18 protein-coding genes are annotated in these 19,869 nt (G+C 59.8%); 13 read left to right on the top strand and 5 right to left on the bottom strand.

Features of this window, described 5'->3' with window-relative positions:
- The first annotated feature begins 37 nt into the window (after positions 1-37).
- The 3 genes from CMG77_RS01455 to CMG77_RS01465 are packed head-to-tail and all read left to right on the top strand — an operon-like array spanning position 38 to position 2,803.
- Positions 38-223, top strand: a complete 186-nt coding sequence (locus CMG77_RS01455; protein WP_123638181.1) for a DUF2065 domain-containing protein — start codon at positions 38-40, stop codon at positions 221-223.
- A gap of 60 nt (positions 224-283) precedes the next feature.
- Complete coding sequence (locus tag CMG77_RS01460; RefSeq protein ID WP_286804772.1) at positions 284-1,462, top strand: ATP phosphoribosyltransferase regulatory subunit; 1,179 nt, start codon at positions 284-286, stop codon at positions 1,460-1,462.
- 45 nt (positions 1,463-1,507) lie between these two features.
- Positions 1,508-2,803, top strand: coding sequence for an adenylosuccinate synthase (locus tag CMG77_RS01465; protein WP_286804774.1), 1,296 nt, complete (start codon positions 1,508-1,510; stop codon positions 2,801-2,803).
- Positions 2,804-3,305: 502 nt separating this feature from the next.
- Here the strand turns inward: CMG77_RS01465 and smpB are convergent.
- Positions 3,306-3,788, bottom strand: coding sequence for an SsrA-binding protein SmpB (gene smpB, locus CMG77_RS01470; protein ID WP_024461133.1), 483 nt, complete (start codon positions 3,786-3,788; stop codon positions 3,306-3,308).
- A gap of 199 nt (positions 3,789-3,987) precedes the next feature.
- Here smpB and CMG77_RS01475 point away from each other — a divergent pair, with 199 nt between their 5' ends.
- The 3 genes from CMG77_RS01475 (at position 3,988) to CMG77_RS01485 (ending at position 6,142) form a co-directional block, all read left to right on the top strand.
- The gene (locus tag CMG77_RS01475; protein ID WP_286903489.1) at positions 3,988-5,346 is read left to right on the top strand and encodes a sodium-dependent transporter; all 1,359 of its coding nucleotides are present in this window, start codon (positions 3,988-3,990) and stop codon (positions 5,344-5,346) included.
- Positions 5,347-5,374: 28 nt separating this feature from the next.
- A complete protein-coding gene (locus tag CMG77_RS01480; protein ID WP_286903490.1) occupies positions 5,375-5,809 on the top strand; it encodes a type II toxin-antitoxin system RatA family toxin in 435 nt (144 codons plus the stop codon).
- 12 nt (positions 5,810-5,821) lie between these two features.
- Positions 5,822-6,142, top strand: coding sequence for an RnfH family protein (locus tag CMG77_RS01485; RefSeq protein WP_286903491.1), 321 nt, complete (start codon positions 5,822-5,824; stop codon positions 6,140-6,142).
- Between the two features lie 59 nt (positions 6,143-6,201).
- Here CMG77_RS01485 and CMG77_RS01490 read toward each other — a convergent pair whose 3' ends face one another.
- Entirely contained in the window at positions 6,202-6,663 is a 462-nt protein-coding gene (locus CMG77_RS01490; RefSeq protein ID WP_024461129.1) for an outer membrane protein assembly factor BamE, read from the bottom strand.
- Between the two features lie 77 nt (positions 6,664-6,740).
- Between CMG77_RS01490 and fur the strand changes: the two genes are divergently transcribed.
- A complete protein-coding gene (gene fur, locus CMG77_RS01495; RefSeq protein ID WP_024461128.1) occupies positions 6,741-7,148 on the top strand; it encodes a ferric iron uptake transcriptional regulator in 408 nt (135 codons plus the stop codon).
- A gap of 67 nt (positions 7,149-7,215) precedes the next feature.
- Here fur and recN read toward each other — a convergent pair whose 3' ends face one another.
- Positions 7,216-8,892: a DNA repair protein RecN gene (gene recN, locus CMG77_RS01500; protein WP_286903492.1), complete on the bottom strand. Its 1,677-nt coding sequence runs from the start codon at positions 8,890-8,892 to the stop codon at positions 7,216-7,218.
- A gap of 178 nt (positions 8,893-9,070) precedes the next feature.
- Here recN and grpE point away from each other — a divergent pair, with 178 nt between their 5' ends.
- The 6 genes from grpE to CMG77_RS01530 all read left to right on the top strand — a co-directional run bounded on the left by grpE (position 9,071) and on the right by CMG77_RS01530 (position 17,387).
- Complete coding sequence (grpE, locus tag CMG77_RS01505; protein ID WP_502691716.1) at positions 9,071-9,679, top strand: nucleotide exchange factor GrpE; 609 nt, start codon at positions 9,071-9,073, stop codon at positions 9,677-9,679.
- Between the two features lie 174 nt (positions 9,680-9,853).
- Complete coding sequence (gene dnaK / locus CMG77_RS01510; protein ID WP_286903494.1) at positions 9,854-11,782, top strand: molecular chaperone DnaK; 1,929 nt, start codon at positions 9,854-9,856, stop codon at positions 11,780-11,782.
- 95 nt (positions 11,783-11,877) lie between these two features.
- Positions 11,878-13,008 carry a molecular chaperone DnaJ gene (dnaJ, locus tag CMG77_RS01515; protein WP_286804789.1) on the top strand — a complete coding sequence of 377 codons (1,131 nt, stop codon included), beginning with the start codon at positions 11,878-11,880 and terminating at the stop codon, positions 13,006-13,008.
- A 469-nt stretch (positions 13,009-13,477) separates the two neighbouring features.
- Positions 13,478-14,539 carry a sugar phosphate isomerase/epimerase family protein gene (locus CMG77_RS01520; RefSeq protein WP_123638171.1) on the top strand — a complete coding sequence of 354 codons (1,062 nt, stop codon included), beginning with the start codon at positions 13,478-13,480 and terminating at the stop codon, positions 14,537-14,539.
- Positions 14,539-15,690: a Gfo/Idh/MocA family protein gene (locus tag CMG77_RS01525; RefSeq protein ID WP_123638170.1), complete on the top strand. Its 1,152-nt coding sequence runs from the start codon at positions 14,539-14,541 to the stop codon at positions 15,688-15,690. Before CMG77_RS01520 ends, CMG77_RS01525 begins: the two co-directional genes overlap by 1 nt.
- A gap of 107 nt (positions 15,691-15,797) precedes the next feature.
- The gene (locus tag CMG77_RS01530; protein WP_286804791.1) at positions 15,798-17,387 is read left to right on the top strand and encodes an MFS transporter; all 1,590 of its coding nucleotides are present in this window, start codon (positions 15,798-15,800) and stop codon (positions 17,385-17,387) included.
- 77 nt (positions 17,388-17,464) lie between these two features.
- On the opposite strand, the gene CMG77_RS01535 is transcribed toward CMG77_RS01530, so the two are convergent.
- Positions 17,465-18,490, bottom strand: coding sequence for a cupin-like domain-containing protein (locus CMG77_RS01535; RefSeq protein WP_211331058.1), 1,026 nt, complete (start codon positions 18,488-18,490; stop codon positions 17,465-17,467).
- A gap of 97 nt (positions 18,491-18,587) precedes the next feature.
- Complete coding sequence (locus CMG77_RS01540; protein WP_286903495.1) at positions 18,588-19,817, bottom strand: cellulase family glycosylhydrolase; 1,230 nt, start codon at positions 19,815-19,817, stop codon at positions 18,588-18,590.
- Positions 19,818-19,869 lie beyond the last annotated feature (52 nt).

Below are 19,869 nucleotides of genomic sequence, written 5' to 3' on the forward strand. Positions count from 1 at the left end.
CGCCCGGTTTTTTGTGTCCGGTTTGGGAGTGGCCGCCATGTGGGAAGACCTCGCGCGCGCCTTCTGCCTGATGCTGGTGATCGAGGGCATACTTCCGTTTCTGTACCCCCAGCGCTGGCGCCAGGCCGTGGCAACGCTGGCCAGGGTAGATGATCGCCGACTGCGCACCATGGGTCTGGTAAGCATGCTTATCGGGGCCGGCCTGCTGCTGTGGCTTCGTTAGACGTTGTCTCCCGGCCGGGACCATTGCGTACGCTGAATCCAACAACTGTTCGAGTCTGTTATGACCTATGCTGACCGCTGGCTGTTGCCCGACGGTGTTGAGGAAATTCTGCCTGCCGAGGCCGAGGCCATTGAGCAACTGCGCCGTCGCCTGGTAGACCTCTACCGCACCTGGGGTTACGACCTGGTGATTCCGCCGTTGCTGGAGTACACCGACTCCTTGCTGACCGGCCTGGGCCGCGATGTGGATCTGCTCACCTTCAAAGTGACCGATCAGCTCTCGGGCCGCACCCTGGGTATCCGCGCCGATATTACGCCGCAGACCGCCCGCATGGATGCCCACAGTTTTACGCTGCCCGGCGCCAATCGCCTCTGCTACGCCGGCCATGTGGTTCACGCCAAACCCAAGAACCCCCTCGCCACCCGTACCCCCATTCAGGCCGGGGTCGAATTCTTTGGTGAGCCGGGCACTCGGGCCGATATCGAAGTGGTGTCGCTGCTGCTCGAATCCCTCACCCTGGCGGGGCTTCCGCGCCAGCACATCGACCTGGGGCATGTCGGTATTTATCGGGCCCTGGCCGATGCCGCCGATCTGAGCCAGGCACAGGAAGATATCTTTTTCGACCTGCTGCAGCGCAAGGCCGTCACCGAAATTCGCGCCTGGGTAGCGGACAACCTGAATGGTTCGCCCCTGGCCGAGGTGTTCCTTGCGCTGCCGGGGCTGGCCGGCGATCGGTCCGTGCTGGATCGGGCTCGGAACTGTTTTGCCCAGTGCCCGCCCGCCGTGCTGGCGGCCGTGGATCAACTGGAGCAGGTCGCCAACGTGGTGGCTGAGCGCTACCCGGCGGCGGAACTTTACTTCGACCTCGGCGAAGTCCGCGGTTACCACTACCTGACCGGCCTGGTGTTCGCGGCCTTTGCGCCCGGTTATGGCAACCCGATCGCCAGTGGCGGCCGGTACGATCATATTGGTGAAGTCTTCGGCCGGGCTCGGCCCGCGACCGGGTTTGCGGTGGATATTTCCGCGATCAGTAAATTGGGGTTGATCGAGCGCCAGGTCCCCAGGGGAGTCTGGGCCACCGATCAGGCCACGCCCGAGCAGTGGCAGGCCGTACAGGCGTTGCGGGCAAAAGGGGAACGGGTGGTCTTCGGCGCCGAGCCAACACCGCCCGAGGAAGCGGGCTGTGACCGCCAACTGGTCCTGAAGGACGGACACTACCAGGTTATTCCTCTGGCCTGATCGGCCGGGGAGCACATTCAATGTTACAAAATGAGTTGCACAAACATGGGTAAGAACGTCGTGATTTTGGGCACCCAGTGGGGTGACGAAGGCAAGGGTAAGATCGTCGACCTGCTGACCGATCAGGTATCGCTGGTGGCCCGCTTCCAGGGCGGCCACAATGCCGGCCATACACTGGTGATCGACGGTGAGAAGACCGTTCTTCACCTGATCCCCTCCGGCATTTTGCGTGAAGATGTCACCTGCCTGATCGGCAACGGCGTGGTGCTGTCTCCCGAGGCCCTGTTCAAGGAAATTGCCGAGCTGGAAGCCAAGAACGTTCCCGTGCGCAAGCGCCTGCGCCTGTCGCCGGCCTGCCCGCTGATTCTGCCCTACCACATTGCCCTGGACCAGGCGCGCGAGGCGGCCCGTGGCAACGCAAAGATTGGCACCACCGGCCGGGGTATTGGTCCGGCCTACGAAGACAAAGTGGCCCGCCGGGGCCTGCGCCTGGGCGATCTGTTGCATATGGACCGTTTTGCGACCAAGTTAAAAGAAGTGCTGGATTACCACAACTTCATGCTGACCAGTTATTACGGCGTGGATGCAGTGGATTACCAACAGGTGCTGGACACCTGCACCGCCTGGGCTGAAGAGCTGCGCCCGATGATCACTGACGTGACCGAGGCGCTGCACAGCGCCCGCGAGCGCGGCGAAGGCATTCTGTTCGAGGGGGCCCAGGGTTCTCTGCTGGATATTGACCACGGTACCTATCCGTTTGTGACCTCCTCCAACACCACCGCTGGCGGCACCGCGACTGGCTCCGGTTTTGGCCCCATGTACCTCGATTATGTGCTGGGCATCACCAAGGCGTACACCACTCGTGTCGGCTCCGGCCCATTCCCCACCGAGCTTGACTGCGGTGTGGGTCAGCACCTGGGTGAGAAAGGGCACGAGTTTGGCGCGACCACGGGCCGCAAGCGTCGCTGTGGCTGGTTTGATGCGGTGGCTCTGCATCACGTCAACCGGATCAACAGCGTCACCGGCCTGTGTCTGACCAAGCTGGATGTGCTGGACGGTCTGGACACGGTGAAAATCTGTGTTGAGTACCGCGATGCCCAGGGGAATCCGGTAGGGATTCCGTTCGATGCCGAGGGCTGGGAGGCGATTGAGCCGGTGTATGAGGAGCTGCCGGGTTGGCAGGAGTCGACCGTTGGTGCCAAGTCTCTGGATGAGCTGCCGGAAAACGCCCGCGCTTATATCCGTCGTCTGGAAGAGATTCTGAAGACACCGGTAGACATCATCTCCACCGGCCCGGACCGCATCGAAACCATCGTCCTGCGCCACCCTTTCTCCGCGTAAGCTCCCCACTGACCTCTCCGTAGGGCGGATAAGGCCAAAGGCCGCATCCGCCGTTACTTGGGCACTGTTCGTGCTCTAATTTTCCAGAGAGTTCAGCCCCTCCAGAACCTCCGGGCTCGCTATCAGGTGGGCTGTTTCGGGCATGGCATTCCGGTGCCTCAAAAGGCTCCGGGCCCGCTACCGGGTGACCTGTTTTCAAAACACATGAACCCATCCCTGGGGCTCCCTCGCTTCATCCCTGAAGCGAGGGTTTGAAAACAGGTCACCCGATACCGTGCCCTCCGAGGTGTATTCACGCTTTGTGGCTGCAAGTTACTTCAGAGGGCTCGGTGTCAGGTAGGCCTTTTCGGAACCCTCGCTTCAGGGAAGAAGCGAGGGAGCTACAGGGATGTATTCATCGCGTTTCCGAAAAGGCCTACCTGATGCCGAGCCCGGACAGTCTGGAGGGGACAGGCTGCTTGGTGGGTCCAGGCTCTTTGGAGAAGAAAAATAGTGAAAAGAGCTACCGATTGACATCCTTCATGATCGCCCGCTTCTGACGATTCCAATCGCGCTCCTTCTCCGTCTCGCGCTTATCGTGCTCCTGCTTCCCTTTACCCAGCGCCACCTCGCACTTCACCAAGTGCTTCTTCCAATACAGCGCCGTTGCCACCACCGTATAGCCCTTCTGCTCCGCCGCCGCCTGCAGCTTCGCAATCTCCTTGCGCTTGAGCAGCAGTTTGCGAGTGCGGGTCGGATCGGTCACAAAGTGAGTCGACGCCGTGGGCAACGGTGATATGTGGGCGCCGAGCAACCACGCCTCGCCGTTTTTGAACAGCACATAGGTATCCGTCAGCTGCACCTTACCCTGGCGCAGGCTCTTCACCTCCCAACCCTGCAGCGACAGGCCCGCCTCCACGCGATCCTGCAGCGCGAAATCAAACTTGGCCTTCTTGTTCAGGGCAATGGTATTGCCGCTGGGTTTCTTACCCTTCTTCTTACTCATCGAAATGATCAACCTTGCTCGGGGCGTGAATGTGCGGCGGGCATTATAAAGGCTTGAAGGCCTCTCTGTCTGCCCGGATTCGGGGGCGAACCCTGCACATTCCCGACAATTGCCGTTACAATGCCGCCTTTGTGCCCGCAACAGCGGGTCGGCCGCGTGCGCCAGAGCGGCGCAAACCGACTATAGCCCGGAGCCAGCCGTGGAACGCATCAAACAACACGCGATTTGGGGACATAAAGGCACCTTTGTCCTGGCCGCCACCGGTTCNGCGGTGGGGCTGGGCAACATCTGGAAGTTTCCCTACATCACCGGCGAAAANGGCGGNGGGGCGTTTGTGCTNATGTACCTGGTGTTTATNGCNNTGATCGGCGTGCCGGTGATGATTGCCGAGGTGGTGCTCGGGCGNCANGGTCGCGCCAACCCGGTGGATTCGGTCAGNAAAATGGCGCANCAGAGNCGGGTNTCGCCNCANTGGANNCTNATNGGGGCNCTNGGNGTNTTGACCGCGTTTCTGATNCTGTCGTTCTACAGTGTGGTGGCCGGCTGGGCGCTGGATTATATGAGTACNGCGGTGCAGGGTGGNTTCAGTGGNTGGAANGGNGANNCGGCCAGCGCCGCTTTTGNNGCNNTGCNNGCGGATCCGNCGCGCCTGATGCTCTGGCAGACGGTNTTTATCGGCTTGACNGTGCTGGTGGTNGCCTTCGGGGTGACNCGNGGNNTGGAANCNGCNGTNCGGGTNNTGATGCCGCTGNTGTTTNTGNTNNTGTTGNTGTTGNTGGGCTACGCCGNCGTGGCGGGNGANTTCGCNCAGGGNCTGCANTTCATGTTTGANTTCAACGTGTCGGACCTGTCCTGGCAGGGCGCNTCNATNGCCCTCGGNCANGCNTTNTTTACCNTGAGTCTNGCCATGGGNGCGATCATGGCNTACGGCTCCTATATGCCCGGCAAGGCCTCNATCGGCAAGATGGTTCTGACGGTGGCGGTNCTGGATACGTTGGTNGCNCTGGTGGCGGGGCTGGCGATGTTNCCGATCGTGTTTGCCACCCCGGGCATTTCNCCCGGCGACGGTCCCGGCCTGATGTTTGTCAGTCTGCCGGTNGCCTTNGGCANNATGCCCGGNGGGGTNNTNTTNGGGGCGGCCTTCTTTGTGCTGGTGACCCTGGCCGCCTGGAGCTCNACCATNTCNCTGCTCGAGCCCTGTGTGGCCTATATCACNGANCGNTTTGGGCTCAAGCGGTACACGGCGAACGGATTGATTGCCGGCAGTGCCTGGCTGCTGGGCATNGGCTCGGTTCTGTCGTTCAANCACTGGGCCGACTTCACCGGACTGTTCGGTATGAACGTGTTTGGTTTTCTGGATTTTGTCACCCAGCGGGTGATGTTGCCGCTGGGCGGTCTGGCCATGGCGCTGTTTGTNGGCTGGGTGGCCCGTCGGGAGCTGTTGCGCCATGAGCTGCGCCAGGAGAGCGAGCGCCAGTTTGAGCTCTGGTTGACGCTCCTCAAATACCTTTGTCCGCCGGCGTTATTGCTGATTCTGATCGGCGGCTTCTGGGCCTGATGGCCGCGAATCAACGGGAGATGTTTTCTTGACCCATCGAGTAGAACGCAGTGCGCTGGTGAACTATTCACCCGCGCAGATGTTTGANCTGGTAAACGATATCGAGGCCTATCCGGAGTACATGAGTGACTGCGTCGGNGCCGAGGTGTTGNGCCGGGGNGANGANTGGCTGGAGGCGCGCCTGGANCTGCAGAAAGCGGGNATCAGNCAGAGNTTTGTNACGCATAACGTGCTGANGNCGCCGGAGAGCATGACCATGAGTCTGGTGGATGGNCCCTTTTCCCGCCTGGAGGGNAAGTGGACCTTTGAGCCGGTGGGCGAGGGCTGCCGAGTGCGCCTGGAGCTGGAGTTTGATATGCAGAACCGCCTGCTGAGCCTGGCGGTGGGTAAGTTTTTCGAGTCGGCGGCAAGTCAGCAGGTGGATGCGCTGTGCAGCCGTGCCCGACAGATCTATGGTGTNTAAGGGGCTGCAAACATGGCGGATGGTGATTTGATTACCGTAGANGTGGCCTATGCCCGGCCGGACCAACAGAAGATCATAGAGCTGTTGGTGGAGCCGGGTACCACGGCGTATCAGGCGGCTGAGCGCTCGGGTATTGTGAAAGTGTTTCCGGAGATTGATCTGGACAGCGCCAAGATGGGCATCTTTGGTCAGGCGCTCGGAACCAAGGGGCTCAAGCCGCCACGGGAGCACGAGTTGCAGCCCGGGGATCGGGTCGAGATCTATCGACCGCTGATTTCAGATCCGAAAGAGGTGCGTCGCAAAAGGGCGCAGAAGAAACAGGCGGAATCCTGATCGCACGGAGCCTCGTTGGTGAGGCCCCGGTGGTATTGACGGGCGGGGGTGGCCGAGGATCACATGGTGTTGGTGGGTAGTGGCGTCGCCTCGGTGTCATCATTGACGTCTTCACCCGGTGTCGGCAGGGGGTCGCCCTCGATATTGGTCGGTACCAGCGGTGTCTCGTCCTCGTCGCTGCTTTCTTCGGGGCGGACCGCGCTGCCTTCATAGCGGGTCATCTGATCATTTTCGAAGTANACCGTCAGATGGCGCTCGCGCAGGTTCTCGTCGCCGCGACTCAGGCTGTAGTGATAATCCCAGCGATCCTGGTTGAAACCATCTTCAAGCAGCGGCGTGCCCAGCACAAAGCGCACCTGACGCTTGGTCATGCCGGTTTCGAGTTGGTCGATCATCTCCTGGGTGATGATGTGTCCTTGCTGCACATAGATTTTGTGCACGCCGGGAAATTGGAAATAGGAGCAACCTGTCAAGCTGGCGAACAAGACGGCGACCAGTGAGAGTTTGCTGGCTATTTTCATATAAGGGCTTCCACTTGGCAAAATGAACGGGGATAATACCCGATTGACGCGAATACTGAGAAGGGTTTGGGGGTTAAATGGCCGAAGAAAATCAGGAACTGCGCAAAGCGGGGCTGAAAGTCACCCTGCCCCGGGTGAAGATTCTGCAAATGCTGGAGTCGTCCGAAAACCATCATATGAGCGCCGAAGATGTCTACAAGGCACTGATGGAGGCGGGTGACGATGTGGGCCTGGCCACCGTGTATCGGGTACTGACGCAATTTGAGAGTGCCGGTCTGGTGGAGCGCCACAACTTTGATGGTGGCCACTCAGTGTTTGAAATTGCTCGCGGTGAGCATCACGATCACATGGTCTGTATGGACTCAGGCGAGGTCATTGAGTTCCATAACGAAGAAATCGAGCGCCTGCAGCGGCAGATCGCCGAGCAGCACGGCTACGAGCTGGTTGATCACAACCTGGTGTTGTACGTAAAGCCCAAGAAGTAGTCCTCGGCCATAAAGTGGCCGTATTGCCGGTGGCGGCACCCATNTGGTGCCGCGCGTCCGGGTCCTCTCAGGCCGCTCCCTCTGTCACCATCTCCCTGGCGTGAGCCAACGACTGTTCAGTCACCTTCATGCCACCCAACATGCGGGCAATTTCTTCGATTTTCTGCTCTCCCTCCAGGGTCACCAGTGTGGACTCCGCCGACTGCTTTTTCGCGGTCTTGGTGACCTGGAGGTGTTGGTGGCTCTTGCTGGCCACCTGCGCCAGGTGGGTGACGCAGAGCACCTGACCGCCCTCGCCGAGTTGCCGTAGCAGGCGACCCACCACATCCCCGGTCGCNCCCCCGATACCGACATCCACTTCGTCGAACACCAGTGTCGGAATGGCCGAGGTGCGGGCGGTCACCACCTGAATGGCCAGGCTGACCCGAGACAGCTCGCCNCCGGAGGCGACNTTGTTCAGCGAGCGGGCCGGCTGACCCGGGTTGGTNCTGATGATGAACTCCACCTCTTCCAGACCCTGAGGGCCGGGCTTGTCGTNCAGCGACGCCAGACTGACTTCCAGGCGGGCATTTGGCATGGCCAGATCACTCAGCTGCTGATTGACCGCTTTGGCCAGTTTGCTGCTGGCGCTCTGCCGGGCTTTGGACAGGGAGCTGGCGGCCTTGCGATAGTCGGCTTCGGCGGCCTGCATCTGCTGCTCCAGCTCATCGAGTCGCTCGTCTCCGCCCTGAAGCTGGGCCAACTCATCGCCCAGGTCAGCGAACAGCTGGGGCAGCTGTTCGGGCCCGATACGGTGCTTGCGNGCNACGTCATAAATCGCGCTCAAGCGCTCCTCGACCTCGCGTAGCCGCTCCGGGTCGAGATTGAAACCATCGATATGATGCTCCACCTCACGCTGGGCCTCGTCGACCTGAATCTGGGCGCTGGTGAGCAGCTGTTCCGCCTCCTGCAGGGCGGCGGACTTCTCGGGCATGTCCCGCAGCAGGTGCAAGGCCCGGTGCATCAGGACACTCAACCCCTGGTCATCATCGCCGCACAGGGCCGACAGTTCGTGGCTGGCACGCAATATATCCTNAGCGTGGGCGAGACTGCGCTGCTCCGCTTCCAGCTCGTCCAGCTCGCCCTCTTTCAGGTCCAGTTGCTCCAACTCCTGCACCTGATAGCTCAATAGCTGATAGCGGGCGCTGACCTCTTCGGCGTTATCGCGCAGGGCTTCAAAGTCGCGCTTGCAAGTCTGCCAGTGTCGGTACGCCTGGCGCACCTTTCCCGCCAGCTCGCTCTGGCCGGCGTATTCATCCAGCAGGTGCCGGTGGGTTTCTTTGCGCAGTAGGGACTGATGCTCGTGCTGACTGTGGATATCGATCAGCATCTCCCCGAGGGTTCTCAGTTGCTGCAGAGTGACTGGGTGGCCGTTGATAAAGGCCTTGGAGCGGCCCTCGGCGGTAATCACCCGTCGCAGCAGGCACTCACTGGGGGCGTCTTCCTGGAGAAGCTCCTGGGCTTCCAGCCACTGGCGGGCAGCCGGTATCCGCTGGGTATCGAAGGTGGCGTGGATATCCGCCTTGCGGGCCCCGGCCCGGACCCGCTGTCCGTCCGCCCGGTCGCCCAGCGTCTGTCCGAGCGCGTCCAGAACGATGGATTTACCGGCACCGGTTTCCCCGGTGATGGCGGTCATGCCGGACCTGAGATCCAGATCCAGCTGGTCTACCAGGGTGAAATGGCGAATGCTGAGATGCGTAAGCATGGTGACCCTCACGGAGCGAGAGAAAATAATCTGTGTTTTTATACAGTAAAACACNGGGTTCGGCCAGAGGGCCAGCAGGAAAATCTGATCGGGCCCTGTTTGGGCCCCTTGAATCCTTCCGCCAAAGCCCCATATAGGCTCCACGTTCTTATTCTGCAGNTCCCGGCTGCCAAGGTAAATGACAACGGAGATCAGTGTGGCTAACGAAGAAAATCGCGACGCTCAAGAGTATGAAGAGGTGGCGGCAGAAACCGGGTCGGCCGATGCCGACACCCATGCCGCTCAGGATGAGGGGGCTGAGGAGGCGTCTGTCGAGGCCCTGCAGGCCAAGGTGGAATCCCTGAGCGCCGCTATGGACGCGGCCAAAGAACAGGTGCTGCGCTCCCAGGCCGAAGCCCAGAATGCCCGTCGTCGGGCCGAGCAGGATGTCGAGAAGGCACACAAGTTCGGCCAGGAGAAGCTGCTGCAGGACCTCTTGCCGGTGGTGGACAACCTGGAGCGGGCGCTCTCGACCATGGATACCGACAATCCCGAGCTGAAGGCGGTGGTTGAGGGTATTCAACTGACGCACAAGTCGTTTATCGATGTGTTNGCCAAGCANNANGTGNTGCCCGTCAATCCGCAGGGCGAACCCTTTGACCCGGAANTGCATCAGGCCATGACCATGGTNGCCAACCCCGATGTCGAGCCCAACACCGTGATCGACGTGTTCCAGAAGGGTTATACCCTGCACGGTCGCCTGGTCCGTCCGGCGATGGTGGTGGTGTCCAAGGCGGCGGATGCGTGATGGATCGCCGGCAGCCTTAAATTGCCGGCATAAAGGCCTTGAAAAGTATCGAACAGGGCCAATATAGGAAGTAACTGATTGCGAAAGCGGACTCCGGGGTCGGAGCCGCAGACACACACCGAGGCGCGCGAGCTGANCTTTCGCGTTTCGACAGAACATCTTTAGGAGATTTTCATGAGTAAGATCATCGGTATTGACCTGGGTACCACCAACTCCTGTGTATCCGTAATGGAAGGCGGCAAGCCCAAGGTAATCGAAAACGCCGAGGGTGATCGCACAACCCCGTCCATCGTGGCCTTTACCAATGATGGCGAAATCCTCGTTGGCCAGAGCGCCAAGCGNCANGCCGTGACCAACCCCCACAACACCCTGTATGCGGTCAAGCGCCTGATCGGCCGCAAGTTCAAGGATGATGTGGTNCAGAAAGACATCAANATGGTGCCTTACAANATCGTCGCCGCCGATAATGGTGACGCCTGGGTTGAAGTGAAGGACGAAAAGAAAGCACCGCCGCAGATTTCCGCTGAAGTGCTNAAGAAGATGAAGAAAACCGCCGAGGANTACCTGGGCGAGAAGGTCACCGAAGCGGTGATTACCGTTCCGGCCTACTTCAACGACTCCCAGCGTCAGGCGACCAAAGACGCCGGNAAGATTGCTGGCCTGGACGTNAAGCGCATCATCAACGAGCCGACTGCGGCGGCGCTGGCCTATGGTATGGACCAGCAGAAGGGCGACCGCACCATCGCGGTATANGACCTCGGTNGNGGTACCTTTGATATCTCCATNATCGANATNGCCGACGTNGANGGNGANCACCAGTTTGAAGTGCTGTCCACCAACGGTGACACCTTCCTCGGTGGTGAGGACTTTGACCTGCGCCTGATCGACTACCTGGCCGATGAATTCAAGAAAGAGCAGGGTATTGACCTGCACAACGATCCGCTGGCTCTGCAGCGCCTGAAAGAGGCGGCCGAGAAAGCCAAGATCGAGCTGTCTTCCAGCCAGCAGACCGAAGTGAATCTGCCGTACATTACCGCCGACAACACCGGTCCCAAGCACCTGGTAGTGAAGCTCACCCGGGCCAAGCTTGAATCTCTGGTGGAAGAGCTGGTCACCCGCTCACTCGAGCCGGTGAAGATGGCCATCAAAGACGCCGGCGTATCCGTCAGCGATATCAGCGATGTAATTCTGGTCGGTGGCCAGACCCGTATGCCGATGGTGCAGAAAGCGGTGGCCGACTTCTTCGGTAAGGATCCGCGCAAAGACGTGAACCCGGACGAAGCGGTAGCGGTCGGCGCGGCCATTCAGGGCGCGGTACTGGCCGGTGACGTGAAAGACGTATTGCTGCTCGACGTGACGCCGCTGACCCTGGGTATTGAAACCATGGGTGGTGTGGCCACGCCGCTGATTGAGAAAAACACCACGATTCCGACCAAGAAATCGCAGATTTTCTCAACTGCGGAAGACAACCAGACGGCGGTGACCATTCACGTGGTTCAGGGTGAGCGCAAGCAGGCGGCGCAGAACAAGTCCCTGGGTCGTTTCGACCTGGCCGACATTCCGCCGGCAACCCGCGGTGTGCCGCAAATTGAAGTGACCTTTGATCTGGATGCCAACGGTATCTTGAACGTGAGCGCCAAAGACAAGGCCACTGGCAAAGAGCAGTCCATTGTGATCAAGGCCTCTTCCGGTCTGTCGGATGACGAGATCGAGAAGATGGTGAAAGACGCCGAAGCCAATGCGGAAGCGGACAAGAAGTTTGCCGAGACCGTCACCGCGCGCAACACGCTGGAAGGGCTGATTCACGCCACCCAGAAAACCCTGAAAGACGCCGGTGACAAGGCCACCGACGAAGAGAAGTCGGCCATTGAAGCGGCGATCGCCGAGGCCGAAGAAGCCGTCAAGGGCGAAGACAAGGACGCGATGGAAGCGGCGACCAACAAGCTGACCGAAGCCTCCAGCTCTCTGGCACAGAAGCTCTATGCCGAGCAGCAGGGCCAAGGCGGCGCGGAAGCCGGTGCGGACCAGCAGGAGGCTCCGAAAGACGACGACGGCGCCGTGGATGCCGAGTTCGAAGAAGTGAAGGATGACGAGAAGAAGTAATTCCGCTTCTCCAATCCTTGAAAGACGGTAGCAACAAATGCGGGCATGCCCGCATTTGTTGTGTCTGTAGTAACTGACCAAAAAGCGACTGTAGCATGGCAAAACGCGACTATTACGAAGTGCTGGGCGTCTCCCGGGACGTGTCCGCCGCTGATTTGAAAAAAGCCTATCGTCGAGTGGCGATGAAGCATCACCCGGACCGCAATCCGGGGGACGAAGAGGCGGAGAACAAGTTCAAAGAGGCGAGTGAGGCCTACGAGGTCCTGTCCGACGCGCAGAAGCGTTCTGCCTACGATCAATTTGGCCATGCCGGTGTCGACCAGAGTGCCGGCATGGGCGGTGGCGCCGGAGCCGGTGGTTTCGGCAGCTTCAGTGATATTTTCGGCGATGTGTTCGGCGATATTTTTGGCGGGGGTGGTCGCGGCCGCGGCGGCCCGAGTCGAGGCGCCGACCTGCGCTATAACCTTGAGCTGAGTCTGGAGGATGCCGTCAGAGGCACCAATGTCCAGATCAAGGTGCCGACCCTGGTGGCCTGTGACACCTGTGATGGCAGCGGCGCCAAAAAGGGCACCTCGCCCAAAACCTGTACCACCTGTGGCGGCATCGGCCAGGTGCGTATGCAGCAGGGCTTTTTCTCGGTGCAGCAGGCCTGTCCGACCTGTCGTGGCAAGGGCAGTATAATCACCGACCCCTGCGGCAGCTGTCACGGTCAGGGCCGGGTCGAGCAGACCAAGAAACTGTCGGTCAAGGTGCCCGCCGGTGTCGATACGGGAGACCGCATCCGCCTGTCCGGTGAGGGTGAGGCCGGGGCCGAAGGTGGTCCAGCGGGCGATCTGTACGTAGAAGTGCATGTCAAACCGCACGAGATTTTTCAGCGCGACGGGGCCGACCTGTACTGCGAAGTCCCCGTGGATTTTGTCGATGCGGCGCTCGGTGGAGAGCTGGAAGTTCCCACCCTCGATGGTCGGGTCAAGCTCAAAGTGCCTGCCGAGACCCAGACCGGCAAGTTGTTCCGGCTGCGGAGCAAGGGCGTGACCCCGGTGCGCGGCGGTGCTCGTGGTGACCTGATGTGTCGTGTCGTGGTCGAGACACCGGTGGATCTGACCAGCAAGCAGAAAGAGCTACTGAGGGAGTTTCAGTCCACCATGAAAGGCGGCAAAAACTCGCCCCGGCAGAGCAGCTGGTTTGACGGTATGAAGAACTTCTTCGGCGATATGAAAATCTGATGCTGAAACCTGTGTCGGGTTAAGCGCTTTGCGCTAACCTGTGAGGGGTAGCGGCGGATGCGCCTTCGGCTTATCCGCCCTACGCGACCCACCCGTAGGTCGGGTTAGCGCGCAGCGCGTAACCCGACACAGATAGCACTTCCGTACTTCCCCCTTGCTTGTCCCGCTGAAACCCTTTATTTCGGGGTTTACTATATAAAAAGCAATTCTCTGTTGAAAATCTCGCTCTTTGGTGGTCGAATCGACATTAACCCGTTTATTATCGTATCTTTACCGGCGCAGCTCGGGTTCTGCGGTAGAGATATGGCGCCGGTGATGCCATAATCGCCCGACCGCATTTGCTGACAGCGCTGTCGTGAAGCGATGACGACACGGCAATCTATTGTGGGTACTGGCTCGGTCCCGCTTCGCGAGAAGTGGTTTGCCGGTACCCGGTTGATAATCCACCAAACCGATGGGGGAGACAATAATGAAGACGATGAAAGGGCCCGCGCTATTCCTGGCCCAGTTCGCCGGCGATGAAGCGCCGTTCAACAGCCTGGAAAACGTATCCAAGTGGGCCGGTGGCCTGGGCTTCAAAGGCATCCAGATTCCGTCCTGGGACAAGCGCCTGTTCGATCTCGAAAAGGCCGCGGAGAGTCTCGATTACTGCCAGGAAGTGAAAGATACCCTGGCGCGCTACGGCCTGGAGCTTACCGACCTGTCGACCCACCTGCAGGGTCAGTTGGTAGCCGTACACCCGGTGTACGACGAAATGTTCGACGGCTTTGCTCCGCCGGAGCTGCACGGCAAGCCCGATGAGCGCCAGAAGTGGGCGGTCAACCAGCTGATGCTGGCGGCCAAGGCCAGCAAGAACCTGGGTCTGAAAACCCATGGCACCTTCTCCGGCGCCCTGTTGTGGCCCTTCATGTACCCCTGGCCCCAGCGCCCGGCGGGCCTGGTGGACACCGGTTTCAAAGAGCTGGCCAAGCGCTGGCTGCCGATTCTGGACGCCTTTGACGAGGCGGGTGTGGACTTGTGCTACGAAATTCACCCGGGTGAAGACCTGCACGATGGCGCTACCTTCGAACGCTTCCTGAAGGAAGTGGACAACCACCCGCGCGCCAATATTCTGTACGATCCCAGCCACCTGGTTCTGCAGAATCTCGACTATATCGGCTTCCTCGAGCGTTACATCGATCGCATCAAGATGTTCCACGTCAAGGACGCCGAGTTCAATCCCAGCGCCCGACAGGGCGTTTACGGCGGTTACGAGGGCTGGGTCGAGCGTGCCGGTCGCTTCCGTTCGCTGGGCGATGGGCAGACCGACTTCAAGCGCATCTTCTCGATTCTGACCGCCAACGGTTTCGACGGTTGGGCCGTGATTGAGTGGGAGTGCGCGCTGAAACATCCCGAAGCAGGGGCGGAAGAAGGCGTGAAATTCGTCAATGACCATATCATCCGTGTAACGGAGAAGGCTTTTGACGATTTTGCAGGAGGAGACGCCGATGAAGAAAGTAACCGCCGCATTCTGGGTTTGGGAGGTAAGTAATGGCTGATGCACGAGTTCGCTTAGGCATGGTCGGCGGTGGACAGGGCGCCTTTATTGGCGGTGTTCACCGTATTGCCGCGCGCATTGATGATCGCTATGAACTGGTCGCCGGGGCCCTGTCCTCCAAGCCGGACGTGGCCAAAGCCTCCGCCGATGAGCTGCACATTGCGCCAGATCGTTCCTACGCCTCCTACGAGGAGATGTTCGCCGCTGAGGCCAAGCGTGAGGACGGGATTGAGGCGGTGGCCATTGTCACACCCAACCACATGCACTTCCCGGTGGCCAAGGCCGCTCTGGAAGCCGGCATCAACGTGATCTGCGACAAGCCGGTCACCCGCACGCTGGAAGAAGCTCTGGAGCTGGAGCAGATCTGCGCCAAGAGCGATGCGTTCTTTGCGTTGACCCACAACTACAGTGCCTACCCGCTGGTGCGCTACGCCCGCGAAATGGTCGAGCGGGGCGATTTGGGTCAGGTTCGCCTGGTGCAGGTGGAATACCCCCAGGAGTGGTTGACCCAGGCTCCGGAGGAAGACAACAAGCAGGCGGCCTGGCGCACGGATCCCAAGCGTTCTGGTAAAGCGGGCTGCCTGGGCGACATCGGCACCCACGCCTTCCAGTTGGCCACCTTTATTTCTCAGCTTGAGCTGGATTCGGTCAGTGCGGACCTCACCGCCTTTGTTCCGGGTCGGGCGGTGGACGATAACGTCCACGCTATGATGCGCTTCAAAGGCGGTGCCAAAGGCATGCTCTGGACCAGTCAGATCGCGCCCGGTTGTGAGAATGGTCTGAAGATCCGCATCTTTGGTGACAAAGCGGGGCTGGAGTGGGCTCAGGAAAAACCCAATGAGCTCTGGCTGACGCCGCTGGCCGGACATCACCAGCGGATTACCCGTCGGGACGACAATATCGACAGTGATATTGCGACCCGCGGTATTCGCATTCCGTTTGGGCACCCGGAGGGCTACCTGGAGGCGTTTGCTACGCTCTACACCGACGTGGCCGATGTTCTGGTGGCCAAGCGCAAGGGCGAACAGCACCCGATCGAATCCTGGATACCCGGTATTGAAACCGGTGTGCTGGGCATGCGGTTTATTGAAGCGGTGCTGAACTCGTCCGAGGCCGATGGCCGCTGGACGCCGCTGGTTTCCTGACGTTCTGTAAAGCAGTAACCAAAGACGGGCGATAGTGCCCGAAACGGTCACGCACCCGCCGGCAACCGCTGGCGGGTGCGTTGATAAAAATAATGAGGATGTGAGTTATGAGTACAGCCACTGTCGATGCCAATGGCATCAATCGTAAGCGGTTATTTGTCGGGGCGTGTATTGCCCTGTTCCCCACCGCGTTTTCCTTCGCCCTGGTGGGCGGTATTCTCGGTCAGTTGAAAACCGAGTTTATTCTGACCAACGCCGATATCGGTATGATCGGCGGCGCCGTGCTGTGGGGGATGGCACTCTCCCTGATTTTTGTTGCACCCTTTCTGGAAAAAATCGGCCTGCGGGTCGCGGCGACAGGGGCGTTTTTCAGTCACCTGATCGGTGTCAGTCTGGTGCTGTCGGCCTACTTCGTATCCGGCTCGCCGAGCGGTTATTGGGTCCTGTTCCTGGGCGCGATCGTCATGGGGATTGGCAATGGCCTGATTGAGGCCACCGGTAACCCAATGACGGCGGCGCTGTACCCGGAGCGCAAAACGGTCAAGCTCAACCACTTCCACGCCTTTTTCCCCGGCGGTATGGTGGTTGGTGCTCTGTTGGGTTTCTTCATGTCGCAGATCGGTGATCTTGGTGCCATCGACCTGGGCCACTGGACCGTTCACATCGGCGTCATGTACATCCCGATTTTCATCTACGGCGCCATGCTGCTGCCGCTCAAGTTCCCTAAGACCGAAACCGCCGAAGCCGGTGTGCCGGTCAAGGAAGTGCTGTTCTATACCATCACCCACCCCATCGTGCTGCTGCTGATCGTCATCAAGATGATCACCCTCTCGCTGGAGCTGGGCCCCATGCGTTGGATTCCGGATGTACTGGAAAATGCGGGCATGCACGGCATGTTGGTATTTGCCTGGTTGACCGGTTTGATGGCGGTTCTGCGCCTGTTCGCCGGCCCGGTGGTTGAGCGCCTGGCGCCGACCGGCATGCTGTTCTGCGCCGCGATTCTGACCGGCACCGGTCTGATCCTGTTCTCGATCTTTGAAACCGGTATGGTCAAGCTGCTGTTCGCCGCTACCGTGTTTGCCTTTGGTGTGGCCTTCTTCTTCCCCACCATGGTGGGCTTGATGAGCGAGCGTTTCCCCAAGGCCGGCTCGGTCGGTATCGTGCTGATGATCGGTGCGGGTATGGGGGTCTCCGGTACGCTGCAGGGTCAGATGGGCGTGGTCGCCGACCGCTATATGCCCGAGGCACTGGATGAGCAGCGCACAGTCGCCATTCTTGAAGAGGTGGAAGAAACCTTCCCGCTGTATCTGGAGCGCGCCGAGCAGGCCTCGGGCGATCTGGACGCACTCTCCGAGCTCGGCTATCTGCCCGCTGACGTCGAGACCGTGATCGAGCGGAACGAGATCGCGCTGTCCGACTATCGCGCCGACGGTGAGCTCAACGGCCCTCTGACCGGTAATGCCCTGCGTGCCTTGCTGGACTCGGGCATTCCGGCGGCTGCCGATCTGCAGGCTGAAGCGGGTGCGGTGTTGCGTCCGGCCGACAACTACGGTGGCCGTATGGCGTTCCGTTGGGTTGCGCCGATTGCGTTGATCGTGGCTGCCTTCTTCGCCGGCATGTTCATCTACGACCGCAAGCGCGGTGGCTACCGTGCCGTCAAACTGGATCGGGGTGAGCCGGGTACCGGTGGTGCCTGATCGGATCGCAGATCAGAGCGTTTGACGCTGAATAGAAAGGGGCCCTTCGAGGGCCCCTTTCTTTTTTGGGAGCGTGATCAGCGCCGGTCCAGGGCGTTGCGCAAAAAGCCCTTCAGGTAGTCAGCCAGCTCCGGCGTCATTTCCCCCAACGCCCGTCGTTGTTCCGGTGATAAGTGCTCCGCCGGGTCGGTTTCGCTGAACAGGTAGTGATCGAAAAACGTCTGCCAGGCCCGGCGTTTTTCCAACGGCAATTGACGAACCGTCAACAGACCGTGCACCAGAGCCTCAAAGGGTGAGCCGGTGTTTGGTACGCCGGTCTCCCACCAATAATTGATCAGCACATTGAACCTCGCCAGAGATTCCACCTGGTGCCACCACAGGGACGGAATGTAGAGCACATCACCGGGCTCAAGTTCGGCGACGCGCGCCGTGGGCATGGCCTCGGCAAACTTCGGGAAGCGCTCAAGGTCCGGCTGGTAGGGGTCTACCAGACTGATGGGCTGACCAGCGGGGGTAAAGTCGATGGGGCCGACGTACAGGTTGCGGACCTGTTCGGGCGGAAACAGGGTAAAGCGCCGTCGCCCGGCCACGACGCAGGCGAGGTTGTCCGAAACATCATAATGGGTGGGGATGGTGGTGCGATTGCCAATCCAGATATTGGGGGGAACCCGCTCGTCCACCAGGTTCATGGTGTTGTCACGCTCCAGTCCCGGCAGGGTGTGTGGGATGGCGGTGGCACCGATATAAAACGCCGGCGGATTGGCATCGTCTTCCATGCGCTGGAGGCGCTGCAGGGCGGTTTCAAAGTGATCTTTACGACGAACAAAATTGAAGCCCTGCAGGTGCTCGTCGTAGGAAAAGCGCCCTCCAATCTCGGGTGCGCCCAAAAACAGCTCGATCGGCTCGCCCCGGCTGAAGCCGACAAGATACTCGCGCAACGCCTGTTGCGACTTGAGGGCGTGAGTGACAGCGGGCCAGTCCTGGGTATAACCGCGCAGAATCGCCGGTTCGAATCGGGGTGCGATCTCGGTGATAAACTGCTTTGGGGTGACATTGTGCCATTCAGTCACCGGAGAAGGTTCGAGTTTAGGGGCGTGCATCATGACAGGACCGTTGTTCAGATAACCAGCCCTGTACCTTACGGTCTTTGTGACTTTATTGCCAGGGGGCGCGGCCCGCATGATGCGGACCGCCGGTGGGTTATTGGTTATCGCAGGTGCTCTGGCCTATGCAGCTCTGGTCATTTTCCCATCCCCAGCCAGTGCTCTGGTTCTGGCAAACCGGGTAAATGCTTCCGTACCAGTTGCAGGTGCTGGGGCCCGAGCCTGAGGAGCCGCCATCGGGCATGACACAGCTCTCTCCGTTTTCCCATCCCCAGCCGCCGCCGGTATCAGAGCTGGAGTCACAGCAATAGGGGTAGCCATTGGAGGCAGTGCCACAGCTGTTGCCGTCACCACTGCTGCCACCAAAGATGCTGGCGGAGTTGCTCGTATTGGCGATGCCATTGGTGGCATAAAACAGCTGATTGCCCCAGCTGGTCAGGCTGCTGCCGTTGAAATTGTTGACAATATCCAGAGAGGACAGGTCGGAGCTGTTTCCGGACCAGGACCAACCCAGGTAGCCATAACCGTACTGCTCGGCCCGTGCCATGATGGCATCGGCGGCGACGTAGCTTCCGTAGTGATCGGCAGCAAACTCGCCTATGACCAGAGCGAGGCCCTGATTGTTGAAGCTGGACAGGTAGCTGTTGACGGCGTTGTCACTGTCATACACTTCATACATGTGAACGCTGAATATGACGTTACTTTGAGGGTCGCTGGCCAGAACCTGCTGCGCGTTGTCGCGCATAATGCCCTGCCAGTCCTGCCCCCAGTTGGCGGCGTCGACCATCAGGGTATGATTCAGGCCGGCATTGCGCAGTCGGCTGATCGCCTGGGTGTGAGCGCTGACCCAGTCACTCGCCGATGGTCCGTTGCCGAAGGGTTCGTTGGCGATATTGATGATCACATAGTCCTCTTCACCCTGCAGAACGTTCTGAATGTCCAGCCAGTAATCGACCGCTTGGGACACTGTCGCCGCGCTGCCCGCTTCACCGTAGCCGGTTGTGTCGTGGACCTCCAGCACCGTAATAAGCTCTTCTGATTTGGCCCGGCTTATGATANTGGCCACTTCAGAGGCCGGGGTNCGGTTCCACTGGGCGCCATTGCTCAGTACGATCCTCACGGTATTGGCCCCGAGGGTGGCAATATCCTGCAAAGACTGATCGGTTTGTCCGCTGAACCAGGCGTGAGGCACATTGACGCCACGCATTACAAAGGNGTTGCCGTTTCCGTCGAGTAACTGTGTGCCTGAGACAGACAGGTCGGCTTGGACTGACNGCGNCGCCNGTGTCAGCAGGGNGGNTGCGATGGTTCGAGTGAATNCAGTCATTCTTGAGTCCTCATTATTATCAGNTTTGATTAAAAGTAACCGGTTACATTTT

The sequence above is a fragment of the Marinimicrobium sp. genome, from assembly GCF_002695945.1.
GTDB classification, from domain to species: domain Bacteria; phylum Pseudomonadota; class Gammaproteobacteria; order Pseudomonadales; family Cellvibrionaceae; genus Marinimicrobium; species Marinimicrobium koreense.